The sequence below is a fragment of the Bradyrhizobium sp. LA6.1 genome, assembly GCF_040547805.1.
Taxonomy (GTDB): Bacteria; Pseudomonadota; Alphaproteobacteria; order Rhizobiales; family Xanthobacteraceae; genus Bradyrhizobium; species Bradyrhizobium barranii.
Genome location: NZ_JBEPQK010000002.1, coordinates 652,090 through 666,292 on the forward strand (window position 1 = coordinate 652,090; position 14,203 = coordinate 666,292).

At 61.6% G+C, this 14,203-nt stretch carries 14 protein-coding genes; all 14 read left to right on the forward strand.

The window, feature by feature from the left end; translation table 11 throughout:
* The first annotated feature begins 59 nt into the window (after positions 1-59).
* The 14 genes from ABIB99_RS06775 (at position 60) to ABIB99_RS06840 (ending at position 14,202) form a co-directional block, all read left to right on the forward strand.
* Complete coding sequence (locus ABIB99_RS06775; protein ID WP_354175198.1) at positions 60-575, forward strand: 2,4'-dihydroxyacetophenone dioxygenase family protein; 516 nt, start codon at positions 60-62, stop codon at positions 573-575.
* A 30-nt stretch (positions 576-605) separates the two neighbouring features.
* A complete protein-coding gene (locus tag ABIB99_RS06780; protein ID WP_354175200.1) occupies positions 606-1,439 on the forward strand; it encodes an SDR family NAD(P)-dependent oxidoreductase in 834 nt (277 codons plus the stop codon).
* 70 nt (positions 1,440-1,509) lie between these two features.
* Positions 1,510-2,805, forward strand: coding sequence for an ABC transporter substrate-binding protein (locus ABIB99_RS06785; RefSeq protein WP_354175201.1), 1,296 nt, complete (start codon positions 1,510-1,512; stop codon positions 2,803-2,805).
* Positions 2,806-2,828: 23 nt separating this feature from the next.
* Positions 2,829-3,557: an ABC transporter ATP-binding protein gene (locus ABIB99_RS06790; RefSeq protein ID WP_354175289.1), complete on the forward strand. Its 729-nt coding sequence runs from the start codon at positions 2,829-2,831 to the stop codon at positions 3,555-3,557.
* Positions 3,554-4,300 (forward strand): ABC transporter ATP-binding protein, encoded by a 747-nt coding sequence (locus tag ABIB99_RS06795; RefSeq protein ID WP_354175203.1) that lies wholly within the window; start codon positions 3,554-3,556, stop codon positions 4,298-4,300. Before ABIB99_RS06790 ends, ABIB99_RS06795 begins: the two co-directional genes overlap by 4 nt.
* A complete protein-coding gene (locus ABIB99_RS06800; protein ID WP_354175204.1) occupies positions 4,287-5,144 on the forward strand; it encodes a branched-chain amino acid ABC transporter permease in 858 nt (285 codons plus the stop codon). Before ABIB99_RS06795 ends, ABIB99_RS06800 begins: the two co-directional genes overlap by 14 nt.
* Before the next feature lie 75 nt (positions 5,145-5,219).
* Complete coding sequence (locus tag ABIB99_RS06805) at positions 5,220-6,185, forward strand: branched-chain amino acid ABC transporter permease (protein ID WP_354175206.1); 966 nt, start codon at positions 5,220-5,222, stop codon at positions 6,183-6,185.
* The gene (locus ABIB99_RS06810) at positions 6,182-7,198 is read left to right on the forward strand and encodes a zinc-binding dehydrogenase (RefSeq protein WP_354175207.1); all 1,017 of its coding nucleotides are present in this window, start codon (positions 6,182-6,184) and stop codon (positions 7,196-7,198) included. Before ABIB99_RS06805 ends, ABIB99_RS06810 begins: the two co-directional genes overlap by 4 nt.
* A 354-nt stretch (positions 7,199-7,552) precedes the next feature.
* Positions 7,553-8,524 (forward strand): helix-turn-helix domain-containing protein, encoded by a 972-nt coding sequence (locus ABIB99_RS06815; RefSeq protein ID WP_354175208.1) that lies wholly within the window; start codon positions 7,553-7,555, stop codon positions 8,522-8,524.
* Positions 8,525-8,632: 108 nt separating this feature from the next.
* Positions 8,633-10,039, forward strand: coding sequence for an aldehyde dehydrogenase family protein (locus ABIB99_RS06820; protein ID WP_354175209.1), 1,407 nt, complete (start codon positions 8,633-8,635; stop codon positions 10,037-10,039).
* 39 nt (positions 10,040-10,078) lie between these two features.
* Positions 10,079-11,701 (forward strand): GMC family oxidoreductase, encoded by a 1,623-nt coding sequence (locus tag ABIB99_RS06825; RefSeq protein WP_354175211.1) that lies wholly within the window; start codon positions 10,079-10,081, stop codon positions 11,699-11,701.
* A gap of 53 nt (positions 11,702-11,754) precedes the next feature.
* Complete coding sequence (locus ABIB99_RS06830) at positions 11,755-12,069, forward strand: EthD family reductase (protein WP_354175212.1); 315 nt, start codon at positions 11,755-11,757, stop codon at positions 12,067-12,069.
* 58 nt (positions 12,070-12,127) lie between these two features.
* Positions 12,128-13,285, forward strand: coding sequence for an ABC transporter substrate-binding protein (locus ABIB99_RS06835; protein ID WP_502917483.1), 1,158 nt, complete (start codon positions 12,128-12,130; stop codon positions 13,283-13,285).
* Positions 13,286-13,329: 44 nt separating this feature from the next.
* A complete protein-coding gene (locus ABIB99_RS06840; protein ID WP_354175214.1) occupies positions 13,330-14,202 on the forward strand; it encodes a branched-chain amino acid ABC transporter permease in 873 nt (290 codons plus the stop codon).
* Position 14,203: the final 1 nt, after the last annotated feature.

Here is a 14,203-nt window from a genome sequence, read left to right on the forward strand (position 1 = left end):
CCGCCTTTGGGCCGGGATGATTTTCTCGACCGCAATGGTTCCCTTGGGAGGAGGTCGGGATGCGCGACGCAAGCAAGATCATGAAACTGCCGGACGAGCCGCAGGCGGAGGCGATCAAGCGCTATGCCAAGGAAGGGGCCTACATCGCAGGCGACGACAAGTCGTCGCCCTGGGTCCCTTTTGGGGACGTCGCGGCGATCAAGCATCTATGCTTCGACGTACGCAACAATGCGGCAGCCAACATTTTGTGGGTCAAGGGTGGCGGCCGGATCGGGACGCACAAGCATCGCGGCCTGGTCTCCGCCGTCACACTCGAAGGCTCCTGGGGCTACTACGAGTACGACTGGATCGCCCGGCCTGGCGATTTCGTCTACGAGCTCCCAGGCACGGCGCACACGCTGTATTCCGACGACCCCAACGGCATGAAGGCGCTGTTCTGGCTCAGTGGAGCCGTCGAGTTCTTCGACGACAACGGCAAATACGATTTCACCGCCGACGTCTTCTGGTTCATCGATCACTATACGCGCCACTGCGAGGCCAACGGCATTCCCATCAACAAAGACATGTTCATCTGAAGTTTCGTTGCGCAATTGAGGAAAGACGTGATGTCCTTGCAGGAAATGTTCGACGTGCGCGGAAAGTCCGTGATCGTCACCGGTGCCGCGTCCGGCATCGGACGAGCCTACGCCGAAGTCATGTCGGAGAACGGCGCCCGCGTGTGTCTGCTTGATCTCGACCGGAAGGGACTCGACAAGACGGTGTCGGAACTGAAGGCGGCAGGCGGTGACGCCTGGGGTCTCACGGTTGACGTGACGGATCGTGCGGCGATGAGCGCTGCATTCGCCGAGGTCGTGAGCCGCCACGGGCGACTTGATGTGGTCTTTGCGAATGCCGGAATCGATGCCGGCCCAGGCTTCCTCGATCCACTCGGTCAACGCAACGCCGAGGGCCAAATCGATAACCTCGATGACCATCACTGGGACAACGTGATCGCGACCAACCTCACGAGCGTCTTCAACACGATCAAGCTCGCCGCACGCGAGATGAAGCAGACTGGCGGCGGGCGCATCATTGCGACTTCCTCGATCGCGGCCAGCTACAACGAGCCGATTGTGGGGACACCCTACATGCCCGCCAAGGCCGGCGTCAGCCACCTTGCCCGCCAGGCCGCGATGGAGCTTGGACGTTACAACATCCTGGTCAACACCATCGCGCCTGGTCCCTTCATCACCAATATCGCGGGCGGACGCATGGCCAATCCCGAAGACAGGAAGGCATTCACCGATTGGTCGGTGCTCGGCCGGGTGGCCGAGACGTCGGATATCAAGGGCGTCGCGCTACTGCTGGCTTCTCCCGCGTCCTCCTACATGACCGGATCGGAAATCGTGATCGATGGCGGCGTATTGTTGCGACCGATGAAAGAGGCCGTCCCAGCCTAGTGCGTGCTGTCAACCCGGATACGACGAAGAAGCGACCGGGTGAAATCAAACATCAATATGGAGGAGACACGTGACCAAATTTCGTTCCTTGAATTCCAACTTGCCATTCACCCGGCGTACCCTCCTGAAGGGCGCGGGCGCCGCCGCGGCAACCCTTGCCATGCCATGGGTCGCAAATGCGCAAGCGAACACCATCAAGATCGGCTTTGTCAGTCCGATGACCGGCCCACTCGGCCTATTCGGTGAAACCGACAACTTCTCGCTTGCCAAGATCAAGGCTCTGCTCGCCAAGGGCCTGCAAGTCGGCGGAAAGACCTATCAGGTCGAGATCCTCGCACGCGACGCGCAATCCAACCCCAACAAGGCCGCTGAGCTCGCAGGAGACCTGATCCTTAACCAGAAGGTCCATTTCATGGTTCCGGCCTCGACGACGGATATCAACAATCCGACCGCCGACCAATGCGAGTTGTATGGCGTGCCGTCGATGTCCTCGAGCTCGCCCTGGCAGGCCTTCGTGATGCCGCGAGGCGGCGCCGGCAAGGCATTCGATTGGACTTATCACATGTTCTGGGGCCTCGAGGACGTGCTTGCGACCTACGTCGCTCTCTGGAAATCGGTCGAAACCAACAAGAAGATAGGCATGCTATTTCCGCGCAACGCGGATGGCGAGACGTGGGGCAACAACGACTATGGGCTGCCGCCGGCAGTCAAGAAGGCCGGCTTTGCGGCCACGTCGCCATCCATGTTCCAGCCGCTAACCAACGATTTCTCGGCACAGATCTCAGACTTCAAGAAGAACGAATGCGATCTCGTCGGGGGCATTTCCTACGTCCCCGATCTGAAGACCTTCATCACCCAGTGCAAGCAGCAGAACTACCGGCCGAAGGTGGTGACAGTCGCCGCGGCCCTTCTCTTCCCGTCGGGGATCGAAGCAATGGGCGAGCTCGGCGATGGCATGAGCACCGAGGTATGGTGGACTCCGTCTTTCCCGTTCAAGTCGTCGCTGACGGGCGAGCTCAGTCGCGACATCGCCAATGCTTGGGGGAAGGAAACGGGCAAGCAATGGACACAGCCGCTGGGCTATTCCCACGCGCTGTGGGAGGTCGTCCTCGACGCGCTCAAGCGGTCGGCCGATCCGCTGGACCGCACGGCGAACCGGGATGCGTTGAAGGCAACGAATCTGGACACGCTGGTGGGCAAGATCTCCTTTGCCAACGGCCCGCATCCGAATATCTGCAAGACGGCCATCTTCGGCGGGCAATGGGTGAAGGGACAGAAGTTTCCGTACGACCTGAAAATCGTTGACACCACGGTGTCGCCGATCATTGAGCCCGAAGCGAAAATGCAGCTCATTCGCTGGTCATGAGCTTGGGCGAGCAGACTTCCTCGATGACGGGTAATCCATTGCTGTCGGTGCAGGGTCTCGGAAAGGCCTTCGGAGCCCTGCGCGTCATTCAGGACATCTCGTTCGATGTCCGCGAAGGCGAGGTACTTGGCATTCTCGGCCCGAACGGCGCCGGGAAGACCACGCTATTCAATCTCATCAGTGGCGACCTGGCGACAAACACGGGAGAGGTCTGCCTCTCCGGCGAGAGACTGACGAACGAGCCGCCTTACATCCGTTGCCGGAGAGGCATCGGGCGCACCTACCAGATCCCGAAACCCTATGGTGGCATGACGACTTTCGAGAATTTGCTCGTCACGGCCATGTTCGGCGCGAAACTCGACGAAGATGCCGCGCACCACAGTTGCGCGGCTATCCTCCACGAGTGCGGCCTCGCCGACAAGGCCAACCGCCGCGCGGGATCGCTGACGCTGCTCGATCGTAAGCGGCTTGAATTGGCGCGCGCCTTGGCCGGAGACCCAACGCTGTTGCTGCTCGACGAAATCGCCGGCGGCCTGACGGATCAGGAATCCCGGGAACTGGTTGATCTCATCCGCAGGATCCGCGACCGGGGTATCACCGTTCTGTGGATCGAGCACGTGCTGCACGCCTTGCTGGCGGTGGCCGACCGCATCATCGTCCTCAATTTCGGCGAGAAGATTGCCGACGGCCATCCGCAGGCGGTGATCGCCGATCCGGATGTGCGGCGGATCTATATGGGGATCGAAGCATGAAAGCAGAACCGGTGCTCTCGACCCACACGCTCAGCGCGGGCTACGGCGATTTCCAGGCGTTGTTCGGCGTCGATTTTGAAGTGTATGCGGGCGAAGTCGTTGCTCTGATCGGCGCCAACGGCGCGGGGAAGTCGACTCTGCTGCGCTCGATCCTCGGGCTGCTTCCGGTGTTACCCGAGATGGTGCGGTTCAGGGGGAAGCCCGTCGGCGGCAGCAAGCCGCATACAATGGTCCGAAACGGCATTGGCATGGTCCCGGAGGGCCGCCGGCTATTCGCCGGCATGAGCGTCGAGGACAATCTGCGCGTTGCCGTCGACTATGGCCGCAAGCCAGAGCGAGACGAGGACGCCGGCTCGATCTGGACGATCGCGCGCATATACGCGCTGTTCCCGATTCTGGGCGAGCGTCGCGATCAGCTCGTTCACAATCTGTCGGGCGGCCAGCAGCAGATGGTCGCGATCGGCCGCGCCCTGCTGACGCAGCCAAGGGTACTGCTATGCGACGAGGTCTCGCTGGGACTGGCGCCAAAGGTCGTTCATGAAATCTACGACGCTCTGCCGCTGATCCGTCAGGCCGGGACCGCGCTCGTCCTGGTCGAACAGGACGTTTCGCTGGCAAAGCGCGCCTCCGAGCGCCTGTATTGCATGCTGGAAGGACGCATTACTTTGACTGGCGCTTCGGACAGCATCGGCCGGGACGCGATTGCCGAGGCTTATTTCGGAGCCATCCATGCAATGGCTTGATGCACTCGTTCAGGGCGTCCTGCTCGGCGGCATGTATGCCCAATACGCGCTGGGAATGGCGCTGATGTTCGGCGTCATGCGCATCGTCAATATTGCACACGGCGATCTGATGATCCTGTTGGCGTTAACGGGAATTTCGCTTGCTACCGCGTTCTCGCTGGGAACGATGTCGCTCATTGCCGTCCTTGTGCCGCTCGCCGCGCTCCTGGGCTGGACGTTGCAGCGCGGTATCCTCAACAAGGTGGTCGGCGAGGATCCGCTGCCCTCTCTGATCGCCACATTCGGTCTGTCCATCGCGGTTCAGAATCTGATGCTCCAGATCTGGTCGGCGGATACGAGGTCGCTGCGTGGCGGCGGCCTGGAAAGCGCATCGATCGAAGTTGGCGGCGTTTACGTCGGGGTGCTTCCCGTCATCGTACTGGTCACGGCGATTGCCCTGACGGCTGGTCTCGACTTTATTGTCCGTGCAACGCGTTTCGGCCGCGGATTGCGGGCAGCCGCCGCGGATACCGAAGCTGCGGCCGTAACTGGCGTCGATCCCAAGTCCATCTACGCCGTGTCCACTGCAATTGCCGTAGCTATCCTCGGCATTGCCGCGGTATTCCAGTCGCTCCGCGCCACGGTATCTCCTGCCGATGGTCCGGCACAACTGATCTACGCCTTCGAGGCTGTCATCATCGGCGGCATGGGTTCGCTCTGGGGTGCCTTTGTGGGATCGATGGTGCTGGGCGTCGCGCAGGCGATCGGATTTCGCATCGACCCCGGTTGGGGAATCCTGTTCGGGCATCTCGTTTTCCTCGCAGCTCTGGCAATCAGGCCCGAGGGCGTGATGAAGCGGGGGTAAGGTGTGGTGATAAACGAGATGACAACCCCTCCGATCGTGAATGTGCAACGCCACACTCTATCGAGTCGCATCGCGATGTCCTTATCCGTCATCGTGCTTACGGCGCTCGTCGCGATGCCGTGGTGGGCGGACAGCGGATGGATCCGCTGGGCGGTCGAACTCAGTTGCTACATCGCGATCGCCCAGATGTGGAATCTGCTTGCCGGCTATGCGGGACTCGTGTCGGTGGGCCAGCAGGCCTTCATTGGAGCAGCGGGATATGCGCTGTTCATCCTCTGCCAGAAATTCGGCGTCAATCCGTTCCTCGCGGTTCCCTTAGCCTTGATCGTTCCGGCGCTCCTGTCGGTGCCGACCTATCTGCTCCTTTACCGTCTCGACGGACCCTATTTCGCCATCGGCACGTGGGTGGTGGCCGAAGCCGTCCGGCTCTTGACGACGAACCTCGACTACGTGAACGCGGGTGCGGGCCTTACGCTTCGCGTGATGGCGCAATACCGGCTGCACGAACGAGAAATCGCCATGACCATGCTGAGCGGGATCCTTCTGCTCGTCACCGTCGGCGGCTCTTACTGGCTGTTGCGCTCGCGCCATGGTCTCGCCTTGACCGCGATGCGGGACAATCCTGTCTCTGCCGGCAGCCAGGGCGTGAATGTTTCCCGGCTCCGCTTTCTCGTGTTCGTCGCTGCCGCAGTCGGTACGGGATTTGCCGGGGCCATTTACTACATGGCGCAGCTGCGCATCACGCCGGCGTCGGGCTACGACCCCAAATGGGCCTCGATCAGCATCTTCATCGTGATGATTGGCGGCATCGGCTCCATCGAGGGCGCGATCATCGGCGCATTGATCTATTTTTTCGCGGACCGGTTTTTCAGCCAGTACGGCGCGAGCTACATGGTCGTGCTCGGCTGCCTGACCCTGTTCATGGCGATCTACGCCCGCGGTGGTATTTGGGGTTTCGTCGCGAGCCGCTTCGATGTGCCTTGGTTTCCGGTCGGACGAAGGCTGGCCGTCCCGGCCGCAGGGGAGCGCAAATCATCATGAAGGCCGCCATTTTCGAGCAACTCGGTAAACCATTGCGGATCGGCTCCATTGCCGACCCGAGGCCGGGGCACGGCCAGATTCTGTTGAAGGTCTGTCGCTGCGGCATCTGCGGCAGCGATCTGCACATGACGGAAGATCCCACATTCGGGTTGAGGGCCGGAGCGATTATCGGCCACGAGTTTGCGGGCGAGGTGCTGGAGATCGGCGCCGGCGTGACGAGCCTGAAGGTCGGCGACCATGTCTCCGCTGCGCCGCTAAAGGGCTGCGGTGGCTGCCCCTCCTGCGTGGCAGGCGAGCCCGCATGGTGTGAGAATGGCATGCAGTTGATCGGCGGTGGCTATGCCGAATATGCGGCGCTCGACGCCATCCAGTGCCGCAAATTGCCGTGGGGTATTTCCGCGGCGGATGGCGCTCTGGCTGAACCCCTCGCCGTGGCGTTACACGGCGTCATTCGATCGGCCTTGAAGACCGGCGAAAGGGTCCTAATCCTGGGCGCCGGGCCGATCGGCCTTGCGGTTGCATTCTGGGCGCGACGGCTCGGCGCGCGCCAGGTCGTAGTTGTCGACCTGAGCGACCATCAGCGCGAACGGGCCATGTCGATCGGCGCGACCGGCTATCTCGTCTCTGGTGAAGACATGGACGTGCACGTAGCTGAAGCGTGCAGCGGAGCGCCAGACATCGTTTTCGAATGCGTCGGCAAACCTGGTCTCATCGATCACTGCATCGGCCTCGTGCGCCCGCGTGGCCGCGTCCTGGTGCTGGGCCTGTGTACGATGCCGGATCGGATGGACAGCTTTCGCGCTGTCTCCAAGGAAGTGCAGGTCATCATGTCGGTATTCTTCGACATGCATGAATTCGCGCAAGCGATCGAGACGCTCGATGGCGGGCGCTACAGACCGCAGAATCTAGTATCCAATATCGTAAGCCTGGACGCTATGCCCGACACATTCGAATCCCTTAGGAGGCGAACGACCCAGTGCAAGGTGCTCGTCGCCCCATTCGACAAATGCTAGGTCTACTTGATTGGTCCTCACTCCTTCTTGAACCCTTGCGACTTTGCCGTTTATGCGGCTCACACGCGGATGGAGTTGTTGTATGCTCGGTCAGCAGTCAGGGGCTGTGGGCGCACTCGGACGGGCTTGCTTTTCGGTCGACGCGTGTCGTCTGCCAGGCAGGAGTTCAAGCACAGAGAATGGCGAGTTCGCCGGACGGAATCATCCTAACGCGGTTCCGGACTTTTCGGTGTAGCCTCCATCATGCTGCTGTGCAGCGATCGATTTCATTTCAAAGATTGGCGTCATTCCCATAATCTGAACGGAAATTGACCGAGAAATCCAGGCCGCGAACACGGCTGGCAGGGGGAGATCATGCACCCGGTTGAATTTCGGCCCTGGATTCCGCCGGCGTGGTCGAAAATGGCTTTTGAGGATTGGTCCGGCCGCGTCAGGAACGTGTGCGGACGTTACGAGCCGCGCCGTACGGCGGGGCAGACCGAGGTGACGGGCGGCGTGCAATTGTACGACGCCGGCGGGCTCGAAATTGCCCACATAGCCATGAATATCGTTGCTGTGGATCGCACCGCGCGCGATATCAGGCTCGACTACGGCGAAAATCTCTTTCTGATCTTCCAGCTCGAGGGGACCTGCGGGATCGAGCAAAGCGATAGCCGCTCCATCCTCAATCCCGGCGATTGTGCTCTTGTCGATTCCTCCCGGCCATCCATGTTTTGGCTTGGGGGGAATTTTTCAAATCACCTGTCCGTGCACCTTCCTCGTCAGATGTTGCTTGGGACGGGACCTGAACGGTCGCAGATTGTCCCCGTTCTCTGCAGTTCTGACCCGATGTCGGCTGTGCTGCGTGGTCTGGTCGCCAAGATCGGCGCGAGGCCGGAGAGCCGAAGCAAGGCAGCGAGTCTGCGGCAGCTTCTTTTCGACGCCGTTCGCCAGGCCTTCATCTCGGACGAAGAAACAGAGATCCCCGTCGCGGAGGAGGGCGAGGCGAGGTTGGAACGGGCCTTGTTGATCATAGACCGGCATCTCACCGATGAACGGCTGACGCCGCGCTGGCTGGCCAACCGCCTCGGCATATCGCTCCGGACGCTCCAGCGGGAGTTCGGCGAGCTGGATCACAGCGTCACGACCTATATCCGCCATCGCCGTCTGTGCCTCGCCCGGGACCGCTTGCGAAGATCGGGTCTCGAAGGCGATGCAATGCGGATCAGCGAGATCGCGCTCGATTGCGGCTTCAGCGATATCTCCTATTTCAACCGCTGCTTTCGCGAGGCTTTCGCTTGCAGGCCAGGCGACCTGCGAGCCCCAGACCAGGGGGATGACGTCTGAGTCCAAGCAAAGTGACGTCCGCCCCCAAGACGGAATGCGGCCGGCACCAAATACTGGGCGCAACAACAATGATCCTGACTGCTCAGGCGATCATGAGGAAGCGCACGGATGAGGACTTTCCCCCTTTTCATTGGAGGCCGCCCGGTCGAGAGTGCCGCGCACCGCGACGTGATCAACCCGGCGACCGGTGCGCCCATGGGACGGATGCCGGTCGCAACCGCGGCCGATCTCGACCTGGCGGTGGAGGCTGCTGGTGCGGCCTTTCGCAGCTGGAGTGCGCGTCAAGACGCGGAGCGCGCAAAGGCTGTTCAGGCTTGCGCCCGAGCGATCGAGGCCCATTCCGAGGAATTGGCTCAGCTACTCACGCTCGAGCAAGGAAAGCCGCTTAACGGGCTTGGCTCCCGGTTCGAGATCGGGGGGGCGGTCGCGTGGACAGACGCGACGGCGCAACTAAGTCTGCCGCCGGAACTCGTGGAGGACGGACCACAAGGGCGGGTCGAAATTCATCGCAAACCGATCGGCGTCGTTGGGTCGATCACCCCTTGGAATTGGCCCGTGATGATCGCTTGCTGGCACATCATGCCGGCAATCCGCGCCGGCAACACCGTTGTCATCAAGCCTTCGCCGCTCACACCGCTATCCACCATCCGCATGGTGGAAATTCTCGGCGGCGTACTGCCGCCCGGCGTCGTGAACGTTGTCACTGGCGAGGATTCGCTGGGCGGGCTCATGTCGGCCCATAGTGGTATCGGCAAGATCACCTTCACCGGCTCGACCCAGACGGGGCGCAGAGTCATGGCGGGGGCGGCCGAAACGCTCAAGCGCCTCACGCTCGAGCTCGGAGGGAACGATGCCGGCATCGTCCTGCCTGATTGCGATCCGAAGAAGATCGCCGAAGGCCTGTTCTGGGGTGGCTTCATCAATTCGGGGCAGACCTGTGCCGCCCTCAAGCGCCTCTATGTCCACGACAGCATATATGAGTCCGTGTGCGCCGAACTTTCGATTTTCGCCGCCGGCATTCCGGTCGGAAACGGTCTAGAGGAGGGCTCGATCCTGGGCCCCGTGCAAAACGCTCGCCAGCGCGACATCGTGGCTTCCTGTGTGGACGACGCCGTCGCCAAGGGCGGACGGTTGCTGCTCGGTGGACGGCCCGGGAGCGGCGCCGGATACTTCTATCCGACCACGCTGGTGGCCGATGTCGGGCACGGCTGTTCACTGGTCGACCGCGAGCAATTCGGCCCGGCTTTGCCGATTATCCGCTATTCCAGCACTGAAGAGGCGATCGCGATGGCAAACGACTCGCCGATGGGGCTGGGAGGTTCGGTCTGGAGTTCGGACATCCATCGCGCCAAGGAGATCGCATCCCAGCTCGAGACCGGCTCAGTCTGGATAAACCGTCATGGCGCGATCCAGCCGAACGCGCCTTTCGGCGGCGTCAAGCAGTCTGGCATCGGCGTCGAGTTCGGCCAGGAGGGATTGAAGGAGTTTACGACGATCCAGACGATGTTCTGCTGAACGCGCACTGTGATTTTCCCGGATCGAGGACAAAGGGCGATGGACGATCTGGATTACATCATTGTGGGTGCCGGTTCGGCCGGCGCCGTTCTGGCCAACCGGCTCACGGAGGATCCCTCTACGCGCGTGTTGCTGCTTGAAGCAGGCGGACGGGACCGTCATCCCCTGCAGCTCATGCCGATCGCTTTCCTCAAGGTGGTGGCAGATCGGGCCTCGAACTGGAATTTCGAAAGCGAGCCGGAGCCGGGACTGAATGGCCGCCGCTTGCCCATTCCGCGCGGCAAGACGCTTGGCGGGACGTCGTCCATCAACGCGCAAATCTGCATTCGCGGGCATCGCCGCGATTACGACCGCTGGAGCGAGGAGGGACTGACCGGCTGGAGTTACCGGGAGGTGCTGCCGTATTTTCGCCGGCTGGAGAACAGTTGGCGAGGCGAGTCGACGTATCATGGCGTCGGAGGTCCGATCTCGGTGTCTCCGATGGACTATCCGGACATGCTGTTCGAGCCGCTGGTCAAGGCTGCTGCTGCTTCCGGCATTGGGCTGAGCGACGATGCCAATGGTGCGTGGCAAGAGGGCATCAGCCGGATGGAGGCGACGGTCGGCTCCGGCAAGCGGTCGAGCACAGCCCGCGGCTACCTTTATCCCGCCATGGATCGGCCCAATCTCGTCATCGAGACCGGCGCGCTGGCGAGCCGTGTCATCGTCGAAAAGGGGCGCGCCACCGGCGTCGAATATCGACGCGGCGGCGAGACGTTTCGAAAATATGCGGCCCGTGAAGTCATTCTTGCCGGCGGGGCGTACAATTCACCGCAACTCTTGATGCTGTCCGGGATCGGGCCTGCTGACCATCTTCGTTCGGTCGGCATAGACCCGGTTCTCGATCTGCCGGGTGTGGGCGAGAACCTCGGCGAACATCCCAACATCCTCAACATCTATAAGGCGCGCGGCAAACCCGGTTTGACGAAATTCCTGCGCATGGATTGGGCGACGGCGCTGACGGCGCGCTGGTTCCTGCGGCATGACGGCATTTTCGCGTCCAACGGTGCGGCGGCGAATGTGTTCCTCCGCACCAAGGAAGGACTGGATCGCCCCGACGTCCAGTTCATCTGCATGACGGTCAGCAATACGGCCGACCTTTGGTTCCCCGCTCTGACGGCTCCGCCAGTCTACTGCTTCTCGGTGCGTGTTGGCGCCCTTCATCCCAAATCGCGCGGCCGCGTCTCGCTTCGATCGGCGGATCCGGCACACAGTCCGCGCATCTTCAACAATTTCTACGATGATCCGGAAGACATGGCGACGATGGTGCGCGGCATCCGCGCGTGCCGAGCGCTCTACGCTCAGCGGCCGATCGCCGACATGGTCGAACGCGAGCTCTATCCCGGCCCCCAGGCCCAGAGCGATCAGGACATCGCAGAGGCGATCCGGTGCGAAGGAGGGCATCGCTCGCATCCAGTCGGCACTTGCCGAATGGGTACCGATCGGTTGGCCGTCGTCGATCCCGAACTGCGGGTTCACGGCATCGATGGTCTGCGGGTCGTCGACGCGTCGGTCATGCCGGAATTGCCGGGCGGCAACACCAATGTGCCGACCATCATGATCGGCGAAAAAGCTTCGGACATGATCCGGGGCCGCAAGCTCGCGCCGGCAACGGACGTGTAGGTCGATTTGTGGTGAACCGCGCATCGGCATTCGGACGAGGAGAAGAGACAGAAATGCGCAAGATCGTCGTGCTCTATGGCCAACCGAAAGATCCGGATCACTTCCGGTCCTATTACGAACAGAAACATCTTCCATTGGCCGCCCAACTGCCCGGCCTCAGAGCCAGCCGGCACAGCTTCGATATTGCCGCGCCCGAGAGCCCAGCGCCCTTCTTCTGCATGTGGGAGGGCGAGTTCGACACCGGCGAGGCTTTGGCCGCCGCAATGGGTTCGGACATCGGCCAACGGGTCGCGGCCGATACGGCGAACTATGCGACCGGCGGACTGACCCTTTTTCAATGCGGACCGGTCGAAGGCAAAAAGCCTTGATCTGGCCCACGGATAAGCGAGCGAACGAACTCGAACACAAATCGGTTGGGAGGAGTGGATGCGCGTGATGAGATTCGCCAGGATACTGGCCTGCACTGCGGCAATGCTCGGTTTGACTGCCCAGGCACAGGCCACCGATCCGATCCGCATCGGCGTGGTACTGACGACGTCCGGAGGGGCGTCCTACCTCGGCGAGCCGGAAGCCAAGACGTTGAAGATCTATGTTGATCAGATCAACGCCGCGGGCGGAGTGCTTGGCCGCAAGATCGAGACGATCGTCTATGACGATGGCGGAGATGCCAACAAGGCCCGCACGTTTGCGACCCGTCTTGTCGAGCAGGACGGCGTCAAGCTCGTCATCGGCGGCTCCACGACCGGCACGACAATGGCGATGCTCCCCATTTTCGAGGAATCCGAGACGTTGTTCATGTCCCTGGCCGGCGGCGTGAGCATCATCGAACCTCCCCGCAAATGGGTGTTCAAGACGCCGCATACGGACCGCATGGGCTGCGAAAAGATCCTCGCAGATCTGAAAGCGCGAAAGCTGACGCGTATCGCCTTGATCGCCGGCACCGACGGGTTCGGCGCGTCGATGCGAACCCAGTGTATTCAGGTGGCGCCGAACTATGGCGTGGAGATTGCTGTCGATCTCTCCTACGGCGCCCAGGATACCGACATGACACCGCAATTGACCACGGTGAAGGGAACGAACGGCATTCAGGCCATCGTCAATACCGGCGCCTCGGGTCAAGGACCCGCGATCCTGACCCGAAACTATGGCCAGCTCGGCATGCAGAGCATTCCTCTGTATCAGAATCCCGGAGTGGCCTCGAAGAGCTTCATCAAGCTGTCCGGTCCAGCCGCGGAGGGCGTACGCCTGCCGGCTGCCGCTCTGCTCATCGCGGACAAGCTTCCCGACAGCGATCCGCAGAAGAATGTGGTTCTCAACTATCAGCACACCTACGAAACGGCGACCAAGGATTCGGTCTCGACCTTCGGGGGCGGCGCATATGACGGTCTGATGTTGGTCGTCGATGCGATCAAGCGCACCAACAGCGCTGATCCCGCCGGCATCCGTGATGCCCTGGAAAACACCAAGGGCTTCATCGGAACGGCAGGCATCGTCAACATGGGTCCAAAGGATCATCTCGGCTTGACGCTGAATGCCTTCCACATGCTGGTGATCAAGGATGGTGACTGGCAGATCGTCGATTAGACGATCTTCCAGATGCGGCGATGCACGGGGGGGCCGGAACAGGCATGAGTACTTTTCTTCAATTGCTGTTTTCCGGCTTGACGGTCGGAGCCATCTACGGCGTCGTCGCTCTCGGGTTCACGCTCATCTATGCGGCATCCGACATCATCAATTTCGCCCAGGGCGAGTTCGTCATGATCGGCGGCCTTGGCACGATCTTCCTGATCGCCCTCGGTCTGCCACCGATCATTGCGGCCCTGGTGGCGATACTGCTTGCCGTCGTCGCCAGCGTGCTCCTGCACCGCCTGGCGCTGCAGCCGGCGAGAGGTGCGTCGCCTGTCACGCTCATCATCATCACGATGGGCGCATCGCTGCTTCTCCGCGGCCTCGCCGAACTGATCGTCGACAAGCAGTTTCATGGTCTCCCGAGCATCAGTGGCGATAATCCCATTGCGGTGTTGGGCGCCACCATACTGCCCCAGAGCCTTTGGGTTCTGGGCGGCGCCGTGGCGATGTTCGGCGCCTTGTGGCTGTTCCTCAGCCGCACCATGGTCGGCAAGGGGATGCTTGCCACCGCATCTAACTCCCTCGCGGCAAAACTCGTCGGGATCGACACCGACATCACGCTGGGCCTCGCCTTTGGGCTGTCAGCTGCGATCGGTGCCATCGCGGGCATCCTGATCGCCCCGATCACGCTGATGCGTTATGATATTGGTGCGATCCTGTCTCTCAAGGGCTTCGCGGCAGTCATGCTGGGGGGCATCGGCAATCCGATCGGCGCGGTCTTCGGCGGCCTGATGCTAGGCTTGCTGGAATCCTTCACCGCCGGGTTGGTCAGTTCGGTCTACAAGGATGCCGTGGCCTTCATCGCACTGATACTCGTTCTGCTGGTCCGGCCGCAGGGCCTGATGGGCCAGCGTACGATCGAGCGGGTGTGAC